The organism is Paenibacillus nanchangensis, from assembly GCF_046543445.1.
GTDB lineage: Bacteria > Bacillota > Bacilli > Paenibacillales > Paenibacillaceae > Paenibacillus_AQ > Paenibacillus_AQ nanchangensis.
On the sequence record NZ_JBHOFD010000020.1, the window covers coordinates 115,876 to 136,755 of the forward strand.

Consider the following 20,880-nt stretch of genomic DNA (forward strand, 5'->3'; position numbering starts at 1 on the left):
TTGCGGGGAGCAGCCGGAATAAGCGTTTCATCTAATGTCAAGTTTATGGGGCCCGTTCCGGATTGGTTTCCTCCATTCCTGCAGCGCACTCCAAAATGTGACACCTGATTAAACGCCGGAGGTTGAGGTTAATAGTTAGCATCCAAGAGTTAAACAAAAAAGGAGCTGAGAAAAATGGGTTTGTTATGGTCATTAATCGTAGGCGGCGTGATCGGTTGGTTGGCGGGTCTAATTATGGGCAGAGACATTCCGGGAGGCATTATTGGTAACATTATTGCCGGTCTTCTGGGCTCCTGGCTCGGCGGATTGATCCTGGGTCACTGGGGTCCGGAAATTGGCGACTTCTACATCATCCCGTCTCTGATTGGAGCGGTCGTGCTGATTTTCATCGTCAGCCTGATTCTGCGTTCGGTTGGCGGCCGCAGCCGCTCGTAATGATAGCCGCACAGTACTGACGGACAGCCGTTAACGGGTGTCCGGGAAATAAACCGCCGGAGTTCCGGCGGTTTATTTTTTATGGATCAGACCATTCCGCTACATATTTTGTGGTGAGAGTACATATTTCACCTATTATATAGGAAAGAATCAGGATTAGACGTTTCGTTTTTGTTTTTTCGTTTTGGCCGGGGTGGAGAAAAGGTCCGATTGAGGGGAAATGTGCGGACTCCCTTTTTCTGCTATAATAAAAGTGATTATGCTCACAGAGAGGTCGTGGAACATGGGCAGCATTAACCCTTCGCTTCTGCATATCGGTTCGACGGTAGGAGCCATTGTTATGGCGCTGGCCGTCATCTTTATACGGCTGAAAGCCAGCCACCGGCCGGTCACCATCCGCAAAATTTTGATTCCGCCGCTTGGCATGTCCACCGGATTCGCTATGTTTGTAGTCCCTGAGGTACGTGTACCGCTGTGGTGGGCGCTGATTGCGTTTGCGGCGGGCTGGTTTATTTTTGCCTATCCCCTGATCCGCACCACCACCTTCGAACACAGGGAAGGACAAGTTTTTGCACAACGCTCGAAGAGCTTCGCTTTTATCCTGTTGGGCCTGCTGGCGGTCCGTTCGCTGCTGCATGAATTTATTAACGCCTATGTGTCTATCCCGCAGTCGGCAGGACTGTTTTTTACCCTCGCGTTTGGTATGATTTTGCACTGGCGGCTGTTCATGCTGAAGCGTTACAACGCGATGGTCCCTCCGGAATCCAGACTGACTCAGCCGCGAACTTGAATAATGTGCGGATTTGGCCGCGCTTGCAGCCTTTTTAACCCGGAACCGGCGTAATTTGCCGGAAATCCGGGTTTTTCCTCTTTTTCACAAAAGCGGAGCGAGCCCCTACGTTTTCTTTGGCCCCATGTCAGGTAAGTTCGGGAGAGTTGCGGTAAAATAAAGAAAAACGGCACTCAGGCAGAGAGCGAGGATGTCAATTGAAGAGCAAATCGAGAAAAGTGGCAATCGTCGGATCCGGTATGGTCGGCTCCAGCTGCGCCTATTCGATGGTCAACCAGGCGGTCTGCGACGAGATTATGATGATTGACAAGACGTACGACCGGGCGGTGGCCCAAGCGCTGGATCTGTCCCACTGCGTGGATTTCACAGCGACCCGGACGAAGGTATACGCTGGCACGCTTGCGGACTGCGCGGGCATGGATGTCGTTATTATCACGGCGGGAGCCAATCCGCATCCGGGCCAAACCCGCCTGGATGTGCTGGATGCCGCGGCAAGTATCACCGGTGAAATTGTCGATCAGATCATGGCCGGCGGTTTTGACGGGATTTTTGTCGTGGCGGCGAACCCGGTGGATATCGTTACCTACATGGTATGGAAAAAATCGGGCCTGCCCCGCCACCGTGTCATCGGAACCGGCACCTCCATCGACTCCTCCCGGCTGAAAACGCTGCTGTCCGATGTCATCAGCATCGACCCGAGAAGCGTCAACGGATACGCGCTGGGCGAACACGGCGAATCCCAATTTGTCGCCTGGTCGCATGTGACGATTGGCGGCAAGCCGATCCTGCATATTTTGGATCAGCACCGTGAGCGGTTCCGCGATCTGGACCTGGATGACATCGCCCAAAAGACAAAGGATGCCGGCTGGGAGATTTTCACGCGCAAAGGCTCGACCCACTTCGGTATCGGCAGCGCGCTCGCTTATATTACCCGCTCCATCTTCAACGACGACCACAAAATCATTGCTGTCTCTGCAATTCTTGAGGGAGAGTACGAGCAGACCGGCGTATGTGCGGGCGTACCGGCGATCATCGGCGGAGAAGGGATCAAGGAGCTGCTGGAGCTGCAGCTGAGCGAGGACGAAGCGGCCAAATTTGCCCATTCCTGCGGCATCATCCGGCGCGGCATCGACAGTCTGAACCTGTAGCGGTTTCCCGCGCTCTCTCCCATTCTTTTTGCATCAAAAAAGCCCTCACCGGCAGAGAAGCGGACGAAATCCCGCCTCTTCCGGTGAGGGCTTAATTTGTATTTTAAACTGTATTGACTCAGCGCCCTTACTGGGCCGGCTGGCTGGAGACAGCTGCCGCTTCTGGGCTGCGCAGCACCCGGATGGCATTCAGCACCGCCAGCAGCGTAACGCCGACATCCGAGAAGACCGCCTCCCACATGGTGGCGATGCCGAAGGCTCCAAGCAGCAGGAATACCGCTTTGACGCCAAGCGCAAACCCGATATTTTGCCACACGATCCGCCGGGTCCGCTTGGCTACCCGGATCGCCTCAGCGATTTTGGACGGCTCGTCGGTCATGATGACGATATCGGCGGCTTCGATTGCGGCATCAGAGCCGAGACCGCCCATAGCGATGCCGATATCGGCCCGGGCCAGCACCGGCGTATCGTTAATTCCGTCGCCGACAAAGGCAATTTTACCCCGTTTGGTCCGGGTCTGCTCCAGCCGTTCAATCTGTTCCACCTTGTGCTGCGGCAGCAGCTCGGCATGCACTTCATCCACTCCGAGGCGGCCGCCTACCGCTTCCGCTACGGATGCCGCGTCGCCTGTCAGCATCACGGTCTTCCGGATTCCCATTGCTTTCAAGGAGGCGACGGCCTGCGCGGCGTCCGGTTTGATTTCGTCAGAGATTACCAGGCATCCGGCATAAACCCCGTCCACCGCCAGATAGACGACCGTCCCGGTCTCCTGCGGCGGAAGGGCTGCAAGCCCCCGTTGTTCCATTAATCTGGCGTTCCCCGCCAGCACATGGCGCCCGCCGATCTCCGCCTCGACGCCGTGTCCAGCGATTTCGTTGTAACCCCGCACCGCCTCCCGCGGGATATCCGCGCCGTAAGCAGCTTTGACCGACTCCGCGATTGGATGGCTGGAATAGCTTTCCGCATAAGCCGCTAGCTTCAGCAGCTCCTCACGGCCTGTTCCTTCGGCAGGGTAGATGCCGGTTACTTTAAATTCGCCCCGGGTTAATGTGCCCGTCTTGTCAAACACCACGATTTCCAGATCATTAAGCGCCTCGAGATAATTACTGCCTTTAACGAGGATTCCCGCCCTGGAAGCCGCACCGATGCCTCCGAAGAATCCAAGCGGAATCGAAACAACCAATGCGCAGGGGCAGGAGATGACAAGGAAAATAAGCGCACGGTAAATCCAATCTTCAAAGCTGGCCCCGCTGATCAGCAGCGGCGGCACAAACGCAAGCAGAACCGCCGTAATGACCACAACCGGCGTATAGGCGCGGGCAAATTTAGTGATGAAGTTTTCAGTCCGGGCTTTGTTACCCGCCGCATTTTCGACCAGATCGAGGATTTTCGCCACCGCGGATTCTCCAAAAGTTTTCGCAACACGGACGGTAATGACGCCGTTTTTGTTAATAAAGCCGCCCAGCACCTCGCTGCCCTGCTTGACGGAACGCGGGACCGACTCGCCCGTTAGTGCCGAAGTGTCCACCATAGAGACACCGTCCACCACAGTTCCGTCCAGCGGCACTCTTTCGCGCGGCCGGACCTCGATCAGATCCCCGGCAGCCACCTCATCCGGCGCCACCCGGCGCACCTCCGGCCCAACTTTCAAGTTCGCATATTCCGGGCGAATGTCCATCAGCGCCGTTATCGAACGGCGGGAACGGTTCACGGCGATGCCTTGGAACAGCTCACCGATCTGGTAGAACAGCATGACCGCCACACCTTCCGGATATTCCCCGATAGCAAACGCGCCTACAGTAGCCAGGGACATCAGGAAAAATTCGTCGAACAGCTGGCCCCGGACCAGATTGCGGACGGCCTGCCAGACGACGTCTCCCCCAATCAGCAGGTAGGCGACCAGGAACAGCGCCAGACTTGCAGCCTCATTCAGCGGCGCAAACCAGGCCAATGCCGCGATTACCGTTCCGCCGCCCAGCCGCCACAGCTTCCGGGAAATTCCGCTGCCGTCCACGGCGTGCGTATGGCCATGATGATCTTCCTCCTGCGCGCCGTGACTATGGCTGTGGCTAGGAGTGTGATTATGCGCATGCGGATGATCATGATTGTGCGTCCGCCCGTCCGCAAGTCCAGTGTGATCTTGAAGCTGGCCGCCTCTGTGATCATGCCCATGATGACTGTCTTCATGACTATGACCATGATGCCTGTCTCCATGATTGTCACCCGCAGAAGCTGCGGGCAGCCGCCGCCGTTTCGGTTTTACCTTCACATGCGGCTCGATTGCCGTAACGGACCGCTGCACCTGCTCCGCAGCCGTCTCCGGATCCGCTGACGACGTCATCACCAGCGTCTTGGTCGCAAAATTGACGGAGCAGGAGGCCACACCCTCCAGCTTGCTTACCTTGTGCTCAATCTTCATTGCGCAGTTGGCGCAGTCCAGACCTTCCAGTATCCACTCGCTCTTCTGAAGTTTATTTCCGGCGGTGCTCATGATCGGTCACAACCCTTCAAAAATGAACTATATATGAGCAATTATTCATATAATATCTTTACCCGTATTATATTCCCCGAATCCGAAAGGTGTCAACCGAACCCTGGACTTTGCGGGCTTTATTTTTCCTGACCGCCTCCGGAAATCGGCGTAATAAACTCAGCGACCTCTATCAGCCAAAACCTGCAAAAAAACAGGCCAACCGGAGATCCCGGATGGCCTGTTAAACCGCCCGTCGGGCGGCTGTGATTTCGTTTCCCTATTCGTGGCTGATGTGCTCGTGCGTCTGCTTAAAAATCTGCTCCACATGCGCATCGTTTAAGGAATAAAATACGGTTTTGCCTTCCTTGCGGCGTTTGACAATCCGCAAATTCCGCAAATACCGGAGCTGATGGGAGACCGCCGATTGTCCCATATCCAGCACGCGGGACAGGTCGTGCACACACAGCTCTCTCAGGGACAGTGCGTAAATCATCCGGATTCGGGTCGGATCGCCCAATGCCTTAAACAGCTCGGCCATCTTGTCCGTAGTCGTCCGGTCGGGAAGTTCGACCTGCAGGACTTCCGGGTCCAAGCCGCCGCAAGCCTTGTCGCATTCTTCGGTTGTCGCCGGTTCCATCGGTTCTCTCCTTCTGTCGGATTAATCGGCCCTTGGCCGACCTTGTGTCCCTATTATATAAAAGAAAAGGCCCCGGTGTCCATTCACCGGAAGCCCGGGCCGAATCCGTCTCCGGCCTGCCGTCTGCTTAGACGGCTTTACGTTTGAAGGACAAAAATCCTGCCCCAAAAAAGAGCACAAAGCTGCCCAACACCACAATCAGCAAACTCTCCAGCGGCAGATTAAACGCTCCAAAGTCCTGCTCGCCCCTCGGTATCATCGCCAGCATCGGCTGTGTCCACGGATAATAAGGTCCATACGTCGCAGAGTTGGCAATCAGCATGTTAGGGAGCGTAAAGCTGACATTCAGCGCAAGCGGAGCCGCGAAGCTGCTCCATGCTTGCGAGACCGCGAGCTGCAGCGCCGCAAGCGGCAGACAGGCTACCCAGCCGCCCAGCACACATTGCAGCAGCATCGTCCATGGAATCGCTCCTTCCACGCCTTTGGTCAAGCCGATTACCACGATCACCGCCAGCATCAGAAGCTGCGTACAGGCAAGCAGGAAAGCGATCATCAGAAACTTGGAAACATAAACGGCCGTGCGTGTAACGGGCAGCGATAACAGCTGCTTCCAGCCTCCGTCGGTATGCTCGTAGCGGCACAGCAGCGCCGCAAACAGCCCGGACAAGATCGGAAGCAGCAGCATGGCGTGCACCATCGACATCCCCCCGGCGGCCATTGCCCAGGTCAAGCCTACCTCCGACTCGTCCATCAGCAGACCTACAGCCAGAGACAGCAGCGGGCTGGCGAGAACAAGCAGCCACATTCTGCCCTTCGACATCTTGAGCCGTTCGGCGGCCAGAATTCTTCTGAACATTCAAGCCACATCCTTTCTGGCAAAATGCATCGCAAAGGGCAGCAGCAGCAGCAGACCAAGCGCGGCGCCTCCGCCTGCAAACCATTCCTTGTGCGGTCCCGACCAGGCCAGGGCCGGCCAGGCCAGCGGAATGTACTCCGACACCGCCCCGGCGAACAAGGAGAAGACCGCGGCAAATACGCCGATGGTTACAGGCCATCCTTGATTGCGGAAGGACAGCGACATCCAGAGCTGAAGCGAAACCGCTGGCAGCGCCGCGGCATAGCTCACGAATCCGAGCCGGATGAGGTCAACTACAGGCAGCTCGCCAAGCGGGAACCCAAGCGCCCATCCCAGCGCGGCGGCCGATACCGACAGCAGCACACAGGACACAGCCAGCAGTGACAAAGTAAGAATCAGCTTCGACAGGAACACTGAAGTGCGAGAGATCGGCAGAGCCAGAAGCTGCTTCCACGAGCTCATCTGATGCTCCACATTTCCAATCAGCGAACACAGCAGCGTCGCTCCCAGGAAAAGGGCAACCGGCACGAAATCGGCCAGATTATCCAGAAGCGTTCCCCACAAATCGTCCCCATACCTGTTCACGAGGTAATCGTAACGCAGACCGAAGTTCAGCGCCTGCATGGCGGCAAGGCCAAGAGGACCCAGGAAGACAAGAAACCATACGCCTTTGCCGCGGATTTTCAGCCAGTCGGCCGACAGCGCGCGTCCGATCATGCTTTCTCCCCCCCGACGACCTGCAGGAAAAAGTCCTCCAGCGACTGTCTCTTCTCCTCCACGCGGTACACGGCATGTCCATTTTCCACCAGCGATTTGACCAGCAGCGCCACTCGCGCGTCGTTCATCCGGGAGTAGTGCAGCGCCCCGTTCTCCACTTTTCCTTCGTAGCCTTTGTGTCTGGCGAATTCATACGCCGCCTGCGGCTCGGACACAATCAGCCGCATTTCCCCGGCCGCCCGCTGCTGCAGGCTGGCGATGGTATCCTGGTACACCATCCGTCCCTGCCGGATGATGCCGACCGTATCGGCCATCTGCTCGATTTCGCTCAGCAAATGGCTGGAGACCAGCACGGTGATGCCGTGCTCTGCGGGCATCCGCTTGATCAAACTGCGGATTTCCTGAATCCCCGACGGGTCCAGTCCGTTGGTCGGCTCATCCAGAATCAGCAGTTCGGGATTGCCGAGCAGGGCGGTAGCGATGCCAAGCCGCTGTTTCATACCAAGCGAAAAACCTTTGACCGGACGCTTCTCCTCACCCTTAAGGGAGACGATGTCCAGCACTTCCCCGATTCGCGATTTCGGCGCATCCAGAATACGCCGGACCGCCTCCAGATTCTCTATGGCCGATAGATGACCGTAGTAAGACGGAAACTCCACCAGCGATCCGACTTTACGCAAAATGTTCAGCCTGTCCTTGCGCAGGTCTTTGCCAAATACCCGGATGCTGCCTGATGTGGGTGCAATCAGTCCGAGCAGCATCCGGATCGTCGTCGTTTTGCCCGCTCCGTTTGGTCCAAGAAAGCCGTAAATTTCGCCTTGCCGAATATTCAGGTTTAAATTGTCGACCGCGGCCCGGCCCCGGTATTGCTTCGTCAATGCACTCGTTTCAATCACAATTTCGCTCATTGTCTTGTTCACCTCGGAAATAAGCATACCGCCCGAAGGTTAAAGACAAGGAGGTCCGAAGTTTAAATTTTGTTTAAATTCCCGGAGGATGAAAGTTCAGAGACCGCAGGACCGAAGACTTCAGGACCCGTCAGTGTTATGGCGGTCCCCTCCGGACCGGAATCAACGCTCCAGTGCAGATCCATGCGGGAAATAAGCACATCGACGATAGCCAGGCCCAGACCCGCCCCTTTGGCCTCTGAGGTATGCTGCATGCCCGGTCCCCGGTCCGAAATCACGATCCCCCGCCTTCCGCCAGTCTCCGTCAGCCGGATACCGACATATCTTCCGCTTCCGGCATGGCGGACGATGTTCTGGTAGAAGTTATCGAGAATACGCCGGAACCAAATAACATCGATCTGCCAATAAAACGGCTCGCCCCCCAGATCGATATCGATCTCAAATCCTTCTTTTTCCCATACCGGATACCAGGCTGCGGCGCTTTCGCGCATCAGCCGCAGCATTTCCCTGCTCTCCAGCGACAGCTTGATCCGGCCGGAAGACAGCAAATTGTAAGACAGCAGGTTGTCGATCAGCGCGCCGAGATCGGCAATCCGCTCGTCCATCAGCGCCAGCGATTTTTCGCCCTGTTCGGACAGCCCTTCCTTATGCAGACTGTGGACATGGCTTCGGATCACAGTCAGCGGTGTCCGCAAATCATGGGATAAATCGGCTACCAGCCGTTTGCGCAGTTCCTCTTCTTCCCGTTCGCGGCGCCGGCTGTCGGCGAGCTGGCCCACCATCGTGTTGAAGGACTCCTCCAGCATGCCGATTTCGTCGGGTCTCCCCCCCGGGATTTTTTCCGGAATTCCGTCCTCTCCCGGCAGCGTCATGGCCTGCTGCAGACGCGTCAGCCGGCGGCGGATGTGGGCGAAGAACAGCCAGGACACCGCCACAAACAAGACAAACATCACAAAAAACACCGCGAAATAAAACGAGTTCGGCGCAGTATTCATCGCGGGTTCGACACCAATAAGCGAGCGGCTGACCCGGATGGCCATGAACCCTTGTCCGGCATCCGGGCGGTCGCCGATAAATGCCACCGCCGTAAACGGGTCGCTGTTATAGCTGTCTTTCATAAACACAACCGCATCCGATGCCGACCACTGTTCGGGCAGAGACAAACCGGCTGATACCGGTTCCGCCGAAGCAGCCGGCTTGGGAGCGGGCACCATATGCCGGCGGGTCCGGCCGTCAGCATCCACCCAAAACAGCTCGGCATCCGCATATTTCCGGGCGAGTTGCTCCAGCCTTGCATCAACCTCCGGAGCGCTTTTGCCGCTTAACGCCAGCGCTTCCCGGTGCCACGCAAGCTCCAGCTCCTTGCCGGACGGATAAAGCGGATTCGCCTCCCGGGCGGACGGCGGGCCATCCCACACCATGCCGACAGCGAGGCTGTAAACCATGTAGCTTACCGGAAAAAACAACGGGAGAAACAGGAATGCCGATAATATAATCAGCAAATAACGGGAAAGGAGCGAACGCCGGAAACGGCCAAACCATCCGAAGCGTCTCATGCCCGGATCCGGTAGCCGACGCCCCGTACCGTTTCAATCACCTTGGGATCGGCGGGATCGGCTTCAATTTTTTCGCGGAGGTAGCGGATATGCACCATCAGCGTCTTGTCGCCCTCAAGATACGGTTCGTTCCAGACCGCTTCATAAATCTGTTCCTTGGTCAAAATCTGGTTTAAATGCCGCAGCATGTAGAAAAAAATCTGAAACTGCTTGCCGGTGAGCGCAATTTCCTCCCCGGTCCGGCCGTCTTCAATCCGGTTGTCGCCTTCATGCACAATTAAATGGCCGAGCCGTGTCGGCTCTGCGCTTCCAGCACCGCCCCGCCGCCGCAGCACTTCAATCCGCGCCGCCAGTTCATCGGGATGAAACGGCTTGGTCAGGTAGTCATCTGCAAACTGCAAACCCTGCAGCTTGTCGTCGATTGATGTTCTGGCGGTCAGCATCAGGATCGGCAGCTGCGGGTAGGCCCGTTTCAGGCGCTGGCCTACCGTAAATCCGTCCAGGCCTGGCAGCATTACATCCAGCACCGCAAGCCCGCACCCTTCCGCTTCCTCCACCGCCCGTTCTCCGCTTTGAAGCCAGCGGACCGCGTAACCGCGGTCGCGCAGATCATTAGTGACGGCGAGGCCGATTTCCCCGTCGTCCTCGATATACAATATCACTCCGCTCATTGCCAGTAACGCTCCTTTGTCCTATGTAATGAAACTCCCCGAAAGCTGGCGCCTTCAGGGAGTCGAATCCTTATGTGCATACTCCAGCAAACAGCCCGGTCGGAGGCTGCGGCTCCGGCCTGCCGAACAGATAACCTTGTCCCAGATGGACGCCGATTTCCCGGCACATCCGGAATTCTTCCCGCCGTTCAATCCCCTCGGCCAGCACGGTTCCGCCGAATGCCCGGGCTTTGGCGACGATGGACGCGATTTTTTCCTGCTTTCCGCCATCGGTATCGCAGTCCGTCACCAGACTCCGGTCAATCTTTACGTAATCCGGCTCAAGGCGGCTCATCAGCTCGACCGTTGAATAACCGGCCCCCACATCGTCCAGCGCCACCTGCACCCCCTGACGCCGGTATTCTGCAAAAATCCGGTTCAGGTGATCGATATCGTCGATTTTTTCCGTCTCCACCACTTCAAATACATAGTCTTCCGGTTTCTGCCCCAACCGGTCAATCGTTGCAAACGTATGAGTCAGGCAGTGCTTTGGATTATAGATCGACGAAGGGAGGAAATTGATGAATCTTTTGATGCCGGCGGGAAGATGCCGTGCGCCGCTTTCAATCGCTGAAATCCGGGCAGCCCGGTCCAAAAACGTGTGAAACCCCGTCTGGTGGGCAATCTCAAACAGCTCGTAAGGCTTAAACTCCGTTCCCCCTGGCTTGGGCCGCAGCAGCATCTCAAAGCCAGCGATCCGTTCTTGTTCATCCACAATAGGCTGCATATAGCTGCAAAATTCACGGTTCGCAATCAGTTCAACCAGATTCATGTTCGCAAACCGCGCCTCCAGTTCCGGCAGCGGGAACCAGCGCGGCAGCCCCGCATTCCGGGTGTCCCCGGAAATGGAGACCGAAAGCTCTGCCGCGCTCCCATTCTCCCAGGAACGGAGCGTGCGAAGGAGTGTAAACAGCTCTTCTTTTGAACTGTAGGGGATGCTGCCCGCATCCGCTTTCTGCCGAACCTGCCAGCCGGCATCAGCCAGCCTTATGCTGAGCTCCTGAGGAGATGGAAGCCAGCTCAATACGCCTTCATCTTCAATCGGGGGAACCACCGAGCAGCTTCCGCAGTCCATTCCCGTTCCTCCTTTGGTGTGTGGATGGTATATGTGCGACATCATTATACCATGTCTGGCACCGGACAAAAGAGTACGGATCGTGAATATCCGGTCCCGCAGCTGAACCGGCCTTCTGCGCGAATCAGGATGGCAAACAGCGCACAGCGTGAACGGCATAATTGGTGCGCGGCTGGCGGGAATGGCGCGGCTGACGCGAACAACACGGCGGGCGCGAACGACACGGCGGGCGCGAACGGGCATGGCTGGCGCGAACGGGCATAGCTGGCGCGAACGGCTCGGTCGGCGTGAACGGCGCGGCTGATGCAAACGACACGGCTAACGTGAACGGCGCGACTAGGCGCGGCCAGTCCGAACGGCAAAAAAGCCGGCGGCGGAGCCGGCCGGCTTGCTCCGCTTCTGTTCGGAAGCGGAACCATTTGTTTTTCATCTTTATCCTGGCGGTCAAGCGCCACCTTCCCATACTCCTTGTTCTCCCCCGCGCCCGCGGTACTCAATCCGCCCGGGCTTCAGTTCAAGAATTACGTAGTCCGGGTCCTCCGGGCCGCTGAACCATTTTTCCAGATCCTGATTCCAGACCTTGGAACGGAGACCTTCATCCTTCGAGACAGACGCGGTCGCCTCGATTTCGACCACATCCTTCGTGCCCCCTGCTTCGTATCCCAGCAGCAGATACACGTTGGGATTATTCTGAAGCTCCTCCACCTTGTGCGTTTTGCGGTCGGTGGCCAAATACACATTTAATCCCTCGTGATATACCGCCATATAACGCACCTTCGGTTTGTTTCCGGCTTCAACCGTTCCGAATGAGCCGTACGGATTCTCTTCAAGAGCGGCAACGATCCGCTGTTCCAGCGTTGCTTTGTCCATTATTTGATAGCTCCCCTTTCGCCTGCGCCGCTTCGGGCATAAAGCCGCGCAGCGCACCATAGTCTCCCTAGTAGTGTACCCGTTGCGGCCTGATTGAATCCGGGAATAACGGCAGGTTCAGGGTACTTCCTTCTCTAAACAGGGTAATAATAAAAAGTAACCTACTATGTATAAAAGGCGGGATTTCCTATGAACTCTAGCCGCGAGCCGGTCCTGCATACAGCGCTGTTGCAGTTTGTTTTCCCTTTTTCGATCCGGCAGGGCGAACGCAGCAAGCTGTTTTCGCATTTGGAGCATCATGGCTACACTCCATTTTATCTGCACAAAAAAGAACTGGAAGACGCCTATTACGGCGAAGGATACTGCGTTTCCCACGAGCGGATGGAACGGTCCTATCTTCCCTTTGCCGCGCATGTACTGTTTCCCCATGAGCCGGATAACGAGGCTTTTACGCGATATTCGCGCAAAGAAACATTGGAGGGCATGCTGGAAACGCCGAATCTTCAGCTGCCATTTCGTATCCTGTCTACAGATGTCCTGCTTTGCCCGTTTCGGGTGGGCTTTGTGACGGTCCGTATCGATATCAGCCGGGACGGCCTAACCTTCAGCCAAGCGATGGAATTCGCCGACCGGTTCCGGATGCTGGAGGATGTTTCCGAGGAAGACAACCACACCCGTATCCGCGAGGGAGACCGGAGCTTCCGCCAATCGGAGGATTTTCTGTTTAAGCATGTAATCGACGGGCTGGAGCCGTTCCTGGACCGGTCCGATATGACCGGCGCCTACTTTGAGACACTGCCCTTTTTTGTGGACGAACGGATGATGGTTCAGGCTTTCTACGGTCTGGAAGAGGAGGCGGAGATCGATGAACAGCTGCGGTTCCGCGCGGGTCAGATGGATGGAATGGATTTCGAAGGACGACCTTACATAAGCGCAAGCGATCCGGAATATATCGCGGATTATACCAAACGCCACGGCTACACCCGCTGGGCGCCGGACACGCATTATGTGATGAACGAGCAGACATTCTGCTGCCTGAGCAAAGCGGAGGGGGAGACGGCGCGGAAATTGGTCAACCAGATGTACGGGGAGTATTATTACGGGCTTCTGCTTAATATTTTTCATAAAATCGTTTTGCTCAAGCTGGCCAACATTCATGCGAAGCTGAAAGTGGAAAAAGACTACGAAGAGGTGGAAGAGCTGATTGTGGCTATCAACAAATTTTCGGCCAAATATTATTTTATGGAGCTGATATCCCAGTCGCAAGGACGGGAGCTGTTCTATCAGGTGCGGCAGGTGTACGGCAACGACAAGCTGTATGAAGAAGTGAAACAGACGCTCGATGATCTGTTCCAGTACCAGGATAAATTCAGCACCAACCGGCGCGATCAGATGCTGATGATCCTTACGCTGTATTCCGTGGTGGGCGGTATTTACGGGATGAACCAGGTCATTGAAGACCTGAAAGGCGATATTGACTGGAGCAAGCTGCAGGGGTATTCCCTCTTCGAATATCTGGCTTTGTTCGTGACCCTCAGCGGCATTGTCATCGGCATTGGCATTACCGTACGTGAAGCCGCGCGGGCTCTCCGGAACCGGCGCAAACGCCGGAAATCCCCCAGCAAGGAATAAGCGCAACGTCAGGGCAGCAGTTGCTCCAGCGCTGAGCAGGCATCCAGATAAGCGCCGCACAGCTGCGGCAGTTTGGCGCCTGCGGCCGGACCGTCTCCGTGATGCGCCGCGCGCTCAATATCAGCGCAGAGCGAAGCAAAATAATCCGCTCCGAGACCCAAGCTCCCGGATTTGAGACTGTGCGCAATCCGGCCCGTCTTCGCCAGATCCCCGCCCGCAAAAGCCGCTTTAAGCTGCTCCAGCCGGGACGGCGTGTCCGACTTGAACATGTCCAGCAAAGAGCGCAGGATAGCCGGCTCTTCATCTCCGTCCAGCTCCAGAATTCCTCCGGCGGTCTGCATGTTAAGGACCGGCGCGGTCCGGGGAGCCGCCCAGCGTTCCACAATCTCGCGCAGCCGGTTCAGCTTAACCGGCTTGGCCGCCCAATCGTCCATTCCCGCCCGGAGGCACCGCTCGCGCCCTTCCTCCGTGGCGTCGCCCGACAGGGCGACGATTGGCGTCCGCAATCTTCCCGCGGCCGCCTCCAGCTCGCGGATTTGCTGCGCCGCTTCCGGGCCGTCCAACTCCTCCAGCTGGCTGTCCAGCAGAATCAGCGCGTAATCCTCCTGCTTCCAGGCCTCCACGGCTTCCCGGCCGCTTTTCACCCTCCGCACTTCACCGGCGCCGAGCTTTTTGAGCTGCGCCGCAAGCAATTTGGCGCCCAAATCTTGGTCTTCGGCGAGCAGTATCGCGGGCAGCACCAAAAGCGGTACGGCGTCCTGCTGTGGCGCCCGGTTCTCCTCTCGAACTCCCGCGGCTCTGCGCAGCGGAAGCTCGAACCAGAAGGTCGAACCTACTCCGAGTTCGCTGTCCACGCCGATTTGGCCTTCCATCTGCTCCGCCATAGCCTTGGTAATGGCGAGCCCAAGGCCGGTGCCTTCGGATGATACGCCTTCACGCCGCTGCGCCTGTGTATAAGGCAGGAACAGACGCTGCATATCCACGGAAGAAATGCCTACACCGGTGTCGGACACCTCAAACCGGAGACGCTGCGCCTCTTCACTTTCGGACCCGACGCTTATGGTTACAGCAATCTGCCCGTTATTCGTAAATTTGACGGCATTATTGATGAGGTTGATCAGCATACGGGTGATTTTTGCCCGATCGCCCATCAAGCTGTCCGAGACGCGATCCTCGATCCGGCACCCCAGCTCATTGCCCCGCTGCTGTGAGGCAGGGCCCAGCAGCCGGCATACATGGTCCAGCACGGTGCGTATATTCATTTTTTCCACATCCAGAGCCAGGCCGCCTGCTTCAAATTTCGCCAAGTCCAGCAGATCGTTGATCATCCGCAGCAAATAATCAGCGGACTCCCGGATCACGCCGACATAATCCAGCTGCTCGTCCGATAAAGGCGAGCCCTCCAGCAGCTCAGCCATTCCAGTGATGCCATTCATCGGGGTTCGTATTTCATGACTGACCATGGACAGGAAATTGCTTTTCGCCCGGTTGGCGCGGTCCGCTTCCTCCTTGGCCGCTTTCAGCTCTGCGTTGCTTTTGGCCAAAAGCCGCTGCGTGGTGATGATCTCGTTGTTCATCGCGGAGAATTCGGCAAGGTTCTGCTCTTCCCGCTCCCGGCCCAGCACAATCTCGCGTACCAGTCCCTCGATGGTCTTCCGCAAGCTGTCGATTTCCTGCTGTTCGTCTTTCACGCGTTCCCCACCTTTATCTCGGCATTTGGCCTGTATCTCTTACAGCGGCTGTTATGAGTAGCCTCCTCCCATAACAGCACAAGCTGGTACACCAGCTTCGGACGGGACCAGACCGGGCGGCCTCAATGCAATCTACCGCTCCAGCCTCCCGGCCGTTCCGGTCAGCCGTTCCGCCGCTTCGATGGCGCCTTGGGCATCAGGCGCATAACCGTCCGCGCCCACTTTGAACCACAGCTCCCGGTCAATGTTAAAGGGGAGACCGCCCACCAGTATCTTCACATTCCGTGTTTCTTCCGCGTTACGGATACGCTCAATGAGCCGTGCGACCAAGGTAATGTTGTAAGTCATTGTGGCGGAGATTGCCACAACATCCGCCCGCTTGTCAGCCAGAAACCGGATCAGTGCGGCTTCCGGCATATTGGCGCCAAGATGATAGGTATTCCAGCCTTCCATCTCAAAAAAATCGGCGACCATCCGCAGACCGATTTCGTGCAGCTCCTCACCGACCCCGGAAGCGACCAGCGTCTTTTTCCCCTGCTTCGGGGCTTCGATCCAGTTGGGATACAGCTGCGAAATAATGCTTTGTGTGCAGGCAGTGCAGTAATGCTCCTGCGCGACAGTAATCTCCCCTGTCTGCCACAGTCTCCCGATTTCATATTGAGAAGCCTGGAAAATATGCATATAGATATCCCGGATTGGCACGCCCTGCTCATACAAGCCGGCCGCCAGAACGGAAGCTTCCCTTCTTCTTCCGCCAAGCAGATGTCCGAGGTATTCCGCCGCTTCCCCGCCATAAGGCTGTCCGGGACGGATGAAGGGCAGCGGGTGTTCCTTTGTGTTCACCTGATGAATCCCCATGTCCAAGTAGCTGAGTATCAGCTTGAGATGCGGTTCTTCCACACTCTGAACCACCGCGTCCCGAATCAAATACAGGTTGATCAGCAAATCCTCGTCTGTCACCTTATACTGAGCCAGCAGCGTCTTCAGCCAAGATATATATTGGATGAACAGCAATGGGCTGTCCATCGACACGCTCTCTGCCAGGTAGCGAAGGTGGTACAGCGAATCCTGTCTTGTTCTGAGCCGGCCGAGCGGACCGAAGCGGTCCACCAGATCAGGCTGCCGTTCGTACTGAAGGTCCGTCACTTTCCCGGCCACCCGGTCTGCAATTTCATTCAGTACCGTTCCGGCTTCACGTTGTGCTGTCTGCATCCTTCTTCCCCTCCCCTGCCGCAAAATGAGAGCACATTATAGGAGCATATTATGAAAACATATGAGAACCTATAAAAACACATATTTTTTTATTATATTATAAGATTTTGTCGAAGCCTAATTTACAGGGAGAACAATTTGTTCCATACCTCCATAAAATCTCCACCCCCTCTGGACAATCGGCGGGCGGACGGCTATAATACAGCGTGAAGTAAGCTGTACCCGATAACTTCATAGACCAGGGGTGCTGGATAACGGCCGGCTGAGATTGTATCCCTTAGATACTGACCCTTATACCTGATCTGGATAATGCCAGCGTAGGAAACGACGGAACATACGGCCCAATTAGCAGCCGTAACTTTTCCGCGACACCAAACGTCCCGATCCGGGGCGTTTTTTTATTTTCCTTACGAATGTAACGGTCCCTGTGGGACCGGCAGGCAGGTAGCGTATGAAGCCGGGATTATCGCCGGCTGTCGTGAGGACGGTCAACCGGCCCGCCAAAGGAGAGAGAAAAATGGGAGTCAAGACATTAGCCCGTCTGAGCCTTACGCTCGTGCTTGCGCTGGGACTTGCAGGCTGCGGGGCAAACGGCGCTAACGGAGGGAACAACGGAGGCGCCGCCAGCGGTGCGGCTGGCAGCGGTGGGGGAACAGCCGCCAGCGCCGCTCCGGAACAAACCTCGGCGCCGAAGGAGCTGACCAAAATCAAGGTCGCTTTGGACTGGACGCCAAACACAAATCACACAGGATTGTATGCAGCTCGGGATCTGGGCTACTACGAGGAAGAAGGACTTGACGTTGAAATCGTGCAGCCCGGATCCGCCGGATCCGATACGATGGTCACCTCGGGCGAAGCTGCATTTGGCGTCGGCGTACAGGAAAACCTGACCCTGGCCCGTCTGCAGGGCGTCCCGCTGGTCTCTATTGCCGCAATCATTCAGCATAATACGTCAGGCTTTGCGGCTCCGGTCGACCGGGGAATCAAGTCTCCCAAAGATTTTGAGAACAAAACTTACGGCGGTTGGGGTTCTCCGGTAGAAGCTGCGGTCATGAAGGCGATTATGGCGCCGGAAGGCGGCGATGTAAACAAGGTCAAGCAGATCAATATCGGAGAAGCCGACTATTTTACCGCGGTTAAACGGGACATCGACTTTGCCTGGATCTTCTATGCATGGACCGGAATTGAAGCCGAGCTGCGCGGCGAACCGCTGGATATGCTGTATGTGAAGGACTATGCGCCGCAGCTGGATTATTACACACCGGTGCTGATGACGAGCGAAAAAGAAATCGCCGAACGTCCCGAGCTGGTCAAAGCCTTTTTGAAAGCGACCTCCAAGGGCTACCAGTATGCGATCGACCAGCCGGAGAAAGCGGCGGAGCTTCTCAGCAAGGCGGTGCCCGAGCTGGATGCGAAGCTGGTGCTGGCCAGCCAGAAATGGCTGAGCCCGAAGTACAAGGATGATGCGCCCCGGTGGGGAGAGCAGAAGCTGGAAGTGTGGAAGGATTACGCCGACTGGATGTACGGGCTGAAGCTGCTTGAGCAGCCGCTTAAGGCGGAAGAAGCGTTCACCAACGAGTTTTTGCCGGAGTAAACAGCGGTTATAAAGGGGGACAACTCCGCTTCCCTGTATTCTTTGAACTTATCAATCTCCTAATTCGAAAGGATGAGCAATCATGGCCAATACGCTGCTGAGCATTCAAGTTATTCCGAAAACCCCAAATAATGAGGATTCCATTCCCTATGTGGACAAAGCGATTGAAGTCATCCAGCGCTCCGGCGTAAAACATCAAGTGAATCCGCTGGAAACGACAATGGAAGGCGAACTGGAGCAGCTGCTTGATGTCGTACGCGAGATGCATGCTGCGCTGATTGAAGCGGGCAGCCCAAGCGTGATTTCGCAGATCAAGATCGCCCACAACCCCAAGGGGATCAGCATGGAGAAACTGACGGAGAAATACCGGCCGTGAGCCGCTATTGGAAGCAGATCTGGCCGCCCTTCGTGGCGGTCGTCTTCTTTTTGGGACTTTGGCAGCTTGCGACCGCCTATTTTGACATTGAAGACTGGATTTTGCCGAGTCCCGGAGACATTTACCGCGAAACCTCCAACGGCGGCCAAGGTCTGTGGGAACATACGCTGGCTACACTCCGCCTGACGCTGACGGGGTTTCCGATAGGAACAGGCGTGGGCATTGTCTGCGCAGTACTGCTCCACCTGCTCCCCTGGGTCAAAAGAGCGTTTTATCCGCTGCTGATCCTCAGCCAGAACGTGCCTTCCATCGCCCTTGGCCCTCTGCTTGTAATTTGGTTCGGATTTGGACTGCTGCCGAAAATCGTGCTGATTACCCTAGTCTGCTTTTTCCCCGTCGCCGTAGCGATGATGGGCGGATTGAATCAGACCGATGCGTCCATGATGAATTATATGAAGATGGCGGGAGCGGGCCGCTGGCAGATTTTCACCAAGCTGGAGCTGCCCCATTCGGTGCCGTCCCTATTCTCGGGCATTAAAATATCCGCCTCTTATGCGGTGATGGGAGCGGTGGTGGCGGAATGGATCGGTTCGGACCGGGGGATCGGCTACTACATGCTGCTGCAGAAATCGGCTTACCGTACGGACCGGATGTTCGTTGCCATCGCGATTATCGTTTTGCTCAGCCTGGTGCTGTTCGCGGCGATGGCGCTGCTGGAAAAATGGCTTGTCCGCTGGAAGCCGCGCAAACCATCCAAACCATGAAAGAGGCGAGTGCAGATGACGGTAACCCCAGTAATATCAGCCGATCCAAAAGACGGACGGGACACAAGCCGGCAAAACATTGCGGTACCCGCGCTGGAGGTTTGCGATGTGCACCTTAGCTACGGCCGCGGACGGCGTACCACGCAAGTGCTTGGCGGCGTCTCGCTGACAGTGGACCCGGGAGAATTCGTGTCGATTCTCGGTCCCTCCGGCTGCGGCAAAAGCACGTTGTTCCACATCATCGGCGGGCTGGTCCGTCCGGACCGGGGACACATCCGGATGAACGGCCAAGACAGCACCGGTAAACGCGGGCAAATCAGCTACATGCCGCAGCAGCCCGCTTTGTTCCCCTGGCGGACCATAGAGGATAACGTGCTGCTGGCGCGGGAAATCCGCGGCCGGCTCCCCGGGAATGCGCGGGAGGAGGCTTGGGAATGGCTGCGCCGGGCCGGCCTTGCGGGCTTCGAGCGGGCTTATCCGCATATGCTGTCGGGCGGCATGCAGCAGCGGGCCGCATTCCTGCGGGCGCTGCTCGCCCCCCAGGAGCTAATGCTGCTGGATGAGCCGTTCAGCGCGCTTGATGCGCTCACCCGCAGCGACATGCAGCACTGGCTGCTTGAATTGTGGGAGGAGAACCGGCGCTCCGTGCTGTTCATCACCCACAATATCGAAGAAGCGCTGCTGCTGTCGGACCGGATTTACGTCTTCTCCGGCCGCCCCGGCACCGTGCTGCAGACGGTCGAAGTTCCGTTCGAGCGGCCGAGAAGAGAGTCGATCACGGACGATCCCGATTTTCTCCGGCTGAAACGGGAGCTGTCGGAGCGGATGCGGCAAGAACAGTCGAAGAGCGCAAGACAACGGGTCTAATCAGCCTGAGCACGTGCTGGACAGGCACAGAAATCCCCCTATGATAGTACACTTAAGCACACTTATCTTAGGGGGGTCCTACAAGTGAAGTTATTGATGGGGAAATATATTATTTCCGGTAATCTCCAAGGTGTAATCTGATTCGTGATCCATCCCATATACACCAAAATAATAAATTCCCTGTTTAGTTCCTACGGATGTACCTCCACTCCTTTCACTCTGCCAAGCAGGTAAAATATGCTGCTCAGCAATACACCCGCTTTTACAACCATGTACGATTCCAGACGAAACTAAACCACCTGAGTCCGTACTGTTTTTTATACTTTTTGGATTTTTAAATAAAGAACTCAACTTTCGCAGCTGGAAAAACGGCTTAGACCCTTGAGTGAGCAAGACAAATTCAATAGATTTACTTGTATTCACAAAAAACAACTCACTTGTTAGGGTCATGGTAGTGCGACCAACCATGCCAACAAGAAAGGTGCGTAACTCTAGGTTACAGCAACATTCCCTGCCTGAACACAGCATCGCTTTTCCAAACTTTGGAGGCCTTTTGAAGCAGCTCAACC

Annotated in this window: 21 protein-coding genes and 1 riboswitch; of the genes, 9 read left to right on the forward strand and 12 right to left on the reverse strand. The window is 56.3% G+C overall.

Annotated elements, in window-relative coordinates; translation table 11 throughout:
• Window positions 1-174 precede the first annotated feature (174 nt).
• The 3 genes from ACE6ED_RS17105 (at window position 175) to ACE6ED_RS17115 (ending at window position 2,373) form a co-directional block, all read left to right on the forward strand.
• Window positions 175-435 carry a GlsB/YeaQ/YmgE family stress response membrane protein gene (locus tag ACE6ED_RS17105; protein WP_410828420.1) on the forward strand — a complete coding sequence of 87 codons (261 nt, stop codon included), beginning with the start codon at window positions 175-177 and terminating at the stop codon, window positions 433-435.
• A 283-nt stretch (window positions 436-718) separates the two neighbouring features.
• Window positions 719-1,225 (forward strand): CcdC family protein, encoded by a 507-nt coding sequence (locus ACE6ED_RS17110; protein WP_410828421.1) that lies wholly within the window; start codon window positions 719-721, stop codon window positions 1,223-1,225.
• A gap of 197 nt (window positions 1,226-1,422) precedes the next feature.
• Window positions 1,423-2,373 (forward strand): L-lactate dehydrogenase, encoded by a 951-nt coding sequence (locus tag ACE6ED_RS17115; RefSeq protein ID WP_410828422.1) that lies wholly within the window; start codon window positions 1,423-1,425, stop codon window positions 2,371-2,373.
• Between the two features lie 127 nt (window positions 2,374-2,500).
• Here ACE6ED_RS17115 and ACE6ED_RS17120 read toward each other — a convergent pair whose 3' ends face one another.
• From ACE6ED_RS17120 to ACE6ED_RS17155, 8 genes are all read right to left on the reverse strand, one after another.
• Window positions 2,501-4,864 (reverse strand): heavy metal translocating P-type ATPase, encoded by a 2,364-nt coding sequence (locus tag ACE6ED_RS17120; protein ID WP_410828423.1) that lies wholly within the window; start codon window positions 4,862-4,864, stop codon window positions 2,501-2,503.
• Window positions 4,865-5,123: 259 nt separating this feature from the next.
• A complete protein-coding gene (locus tag ACE6ED_RS17125) occupies window positions 5,124-5,483 on the reverse strand; it encodes an ArsR/SmtB family transcription factor (protein ID WP_410828424.1) in 360 nt (119 codons plus the stop codon).
• A 127-nt stretch (window positions 5,484-5,610) separates the two neighbouring features.
• The gene (locus ACE6ED_RS17130) at window positions 5,611-6,339 is read right to left on the reverse strand and encodes an ABC transporter permease (protein ID WP_410828425.1); all 729 of its coding nucleotides are present in this window, start codon (window positions 6,337-6,339) and stop codon (window positions 5,611-5,613) included.
• Window positions 6,340-7,056, reverse strand: a complete 717-nt coding sequence (locus tag ACE6ED_RS17135) for an ABC transporter permease (RefSeq protein WP_410828426.1) — start codon at window positions 7,054-7,056, stop codon at window positions 6,340-6,342. It lies immediately after the preceding gene.
• Window positions 7,053-7,964, reverse strand: a complete 912-nt coding sequence (locus ACE6ED_RS17140) for an ABC transporter ATP-binding protein (protein WP_410828427.1) — start codon at window positions 7,962-7,964, stop codon at window positions 7,053-7,055. Before ACE6ED_RS17140 ends, ACE6ED_RS17135 begins: the two co-directional genes overlap by 4 nt.
• A gap of 62 nt (window positions 7,965-8,026) precedes the next feature.
• Entirely contained in the window at window positions 8,027-9,520 is a 1,494-nt protein-coding gene (locus ACE6ED_RS17145; protein WP_410828428.1) for a HAMP domain-containing sensor histidine kinase, read from the reverse strand.
• Window positions 9,517-10,191: a response regulator transcription factor gene (locus tag ACE6ED_RS17150; RefSeq protein ID WP_410828429.1), complete on the reverse strand. Its 675-nt coding sequence runs from the start codon at window positions 10,189-10,191 to the stop codon at window positions 9,517-9,519. Before ACE6ED_RS17150 ends, ACE6ED_RS17145 begins: the two co-directional genes overlap by 4 nt.
• A gap of 70 nt (window positions 10,192-10,261) precedes the next feature.
• The gene (locus ACE6ED_RS17155; RefSeq protein ID WP_410828430.1) at window positions 10,262-11,305 is read right to left on the reverse strand and encodes an EAL domain-containing protein; all 1,044 of its coding nucleotides are present in this window, start codon (window positions 11,303-11,305) and stop codon (window positions 10,262-10,264) included.
• Window positions 11,306-11,338: 33 nt separating this feature from the next.
• On the opposite strand from ACE6ED_RS17155, the gene ACE6ED_RS17160 reads away from it, so the two are divergent.
• Entirely contained in the window at window positions 11,339-11,569 is a 231-nt protein-coding gene (locus tag ACE6ED_RS17160) for a hypothetical protein (protein ID WP_410828431.1), read from the forward strand.
• 180 nt (window positions 11,570-11,749) lie between these two features.
• Here ACE6ED_RS17160 and ACE6ED_RS17165 read toward each other — a convergent pair whose 3' ends face one another.
• Complete coding sequence (locus ACE6ED_RS17165) at window positions 11,750-12,175, reverse strand: pyridoxamine 5'-phosphate oxidase family protein (RefSeq protein WP_410828432.1); 426 nt, start codon at window positions 12,173-12,175, stop codon at window positions 11,750-11,752.
• Between the two features lie 189 nt (window positions 12,176-12,364).
• Here ACE6ED_RS17165 and ACE6ED_RS17170 point away from each other — a divergent pair, with 189 nt between their 5' ends.
• On the forward strand, window positions 12,365-13,807 hold the full coding sequence (locus ACE6ED_RS17170; RefSeq protein ID WP_410828433.1) for a hypothetical protein: 1,443 nt from the start codon (window positions 12,365-12,367) through the stop codon (window positions 13,805-13,807).
• Window positions 13,808-13,815: 8 nt separating this feature from the next.
• On the opposite strand, the gene ACE6ED_RS17175 is transcribed toward ACE6ED_RS17170, so the two are convergent.
• On the reverse strand, window positions 13,816-15,498 hold the full coding sequence (locus ACE6ED_RS17175; protein ID WP_410828434.1) for an ATP-binding protein: 1,683 nt from the start codon (window positions 15,496-15,498) through the stop codon (window positions 13,816-13,818).
• A 132-nt stretch (window positions 15,499-15,630) separates the two neighbouring features.
• Window positions 15,631-16,710 carry a cobalamin-dependent protein gene (locus tag ACE6ED_RS17180; RefSeq protein ID WP_410828435.1) on the reverse strand — a complete coding sequence of 360 codons (1,080 nt, stop codon included), beginning with the start codon at window positions 16,708-16,710 and terminating at the stop codon, window positions 15,631-15,633.
• Window positions 16,711-16,940: 230 nt separating this feature from the next.
• A riboswitch (TPP riboswitch) is annotated at window positions 16,941-17,052 on the forward strand.
• Between the two features lie 175 nt (window positions 17,053-17,227).
• Here ACE6ED_RS17180 and ACE6ED_RS17185 point away from each other — a divergent pair.
• The 4 genes from ACE6ED_RS17185 to ACE6ED_RS17200 all read left to right on the forward strand — a co-directional run bounded on the left by ACE6ED_RS17185 (window position 17,228) and on the right by ACE6ED_RS17200 (window position 20,311).
• Window positions 17,228-18,304 (forward strand): ABC transporter substrate-binding protein, encoded by a 1,077-nt coding sequence (locus ACE6ED_RS17185; protein ID WP_410828436.1) that lies wholly within the window; start codon window positions 17,228-17,230, stop codon window positions 18,302-18,304.
• Window positions 18,305-18,386: 82 nt separating this feature from the next.
• On the forward strand, window positions 18,387-18,680 hold the full coding sequence (locus ACE6ED_RS17190; RefSeq protein WP_410828437.1) for a thiamine-binding protein: 294 nt from the start codon (window positions 18,387-18,389) through the stop codon (window positions 18,678-18,680).
• Window positions 18,677-19,444, forward strand: coding sequence for an ABC transporter permease (locus ACE6ED_RS17195; RefSeq protein ID WP_410828438.1), 768 nt, complete (start codon window positions 18,677-18,679; stop codon window positions 19,442-19,444). The genes ACE6ED_RS17190 and ACE6ED_RS17195 overlap by 4 nt, the downstream gene beginning before the upstream one ends.
• 15 nt (window positions 19,445-19,459) lie before the next feature.
• A complete protein-coding gene (locus ACE6ED_RS17200; protein ID WP_410828439.1) occupies window positions 19,460-20,311 on the forward strand; it encodes an ABC transporter ATP-binding protein in 852 nt (283 codons plus the stop codon).
• 90 nt (window positions 20,312-20,401) lie between these two features.
• On the opposite strand, the gene ACE6ED_RS29275 is transcribed toward ACE6ED_RS17200, so the two are convergent.
• A partial coding sequence (locus ACE6ED_RS29275) for a hypothetical protein (protein WP_458782632.1) occupies window positions 20,402-20,880 on the reverse strand: 479 nt, incomplete at its 5' end.

Bases quoted from the DNA above. Each gene is read 5' to 3' on its own strand.
- ACE6ED_RS17185 (WP_410828436.1), top strand. From the start codon at position 17,228: ATGGGAGTCAAGACATTAGCCCGTCTGAGCCTTACGCTCGTGCTTGCG.
- ACE6ED_RS17165 (WP_410828432.1), bottom strand. From the start codon at position 12,175: ATGGACAAAGCAACGCTGGAACAGCGGATCGTTGCCGCTCTTGAAGAG.
- ACE6ED_RS17130 (WP_410828425.1), bottom strand. From the start codon at position 6,339: ATGTTCAGAAGAATTCTGGCCGCCGAACGGCTCAAGATGTCGAAGGGC.
- ACE6ED_RS17120 (WP_410828423.1), bottom strand. From the start codon at position 4,864: ATGAGCACCGCCGGAAATAAACTTCAGAAGAGCGAGTGGATACTGGAA.
- ACE6ED_RS17190 (WP_410828437.1), top strand. From the start codon at position 18,387: ATGGCCAATACGCTGCTGAGCATTCAAGTTATTCCGAAAACCCCAAAT.
- ACE6ED_RS17135 (WP_410828426.1), bottom strand. From the start codon at position 7,056: ATGATCGGACGCGCGCTGTCGGCCGACTGGCTGAAAATCCGCGGCAAA.
- ACE6ED_RS17140 (WP_410828427.1), bottom strand. From the start codon at position 7,964: ATGAGCGAAATTGTGATTGAAACGAGTGCATTGACGAAGCAATACCGG.
- ACE6ED_RS17180 (WP_410828435.1), bottom strand. From the start codon at position 16,710: ATGCAGACAGCACAACGTGAAGCCGGAACGGTACTGAATGAAATTGCA.
- ACE6ED_RS17155 (WP_410828430.1), bottom strand. From the start codon at position 11,305: ATGGACTGCGGAAGCTGCTCGGTGGTTCCCCCGATTGAAGATGAAGGC.
- ACE6ED_RS17170 (WP_410828433.1), top strand. From the start codon at position 12,365: ATGAACTCTAGCCGCGAGCCGGTCCTGCATACAGCGCTGTTGCAGTTT.
- ACE6ED_RS17145 (WP_410828428.1), bottom strand. From the start codon at position 9,520: ATGAGACGCTTCGGATGGTTTGGCCGTTTCCGGCGTTCGCTCCTTTCC.
- ACE6ED_RS17125 (WP_410828424.1), bottom strand. From the start codon at position 5,483: ATGGAACCGGCGACAACCGAAGAATGCGACAAGGCTTGCGGCGGCTTG.
- ACE6ED_RS17110 (WP_410828421.1), top strand. From the start codon at position 719: ATGGGCAGCATTAACCCTTCGCTTCTGCATATCGGTTCGACGGTAGGA.
- ACE6ED_RS17150 (WP_410828429.1), bottom strand. From the start codon at position 10,191: ATGAGCGGAGTGATATTGTATATCGAGGACGACGGGGAAATCGGCCTC.
- ACE6ED_RS17105 (WP_410828420.1), top strand. From the start codon at position 175: ATGGGTTTGTTATGGTCATTAATCGTAGGCGGCGTGATCGGTTGGTTG.
- ACE6ED_RS17200 (WP_410828439.1), top strand. From the start codon at position 19,460: ATGACGGTAACCCCAGTAATATCAGCCGATCCAAAAGACGGACGGGAC.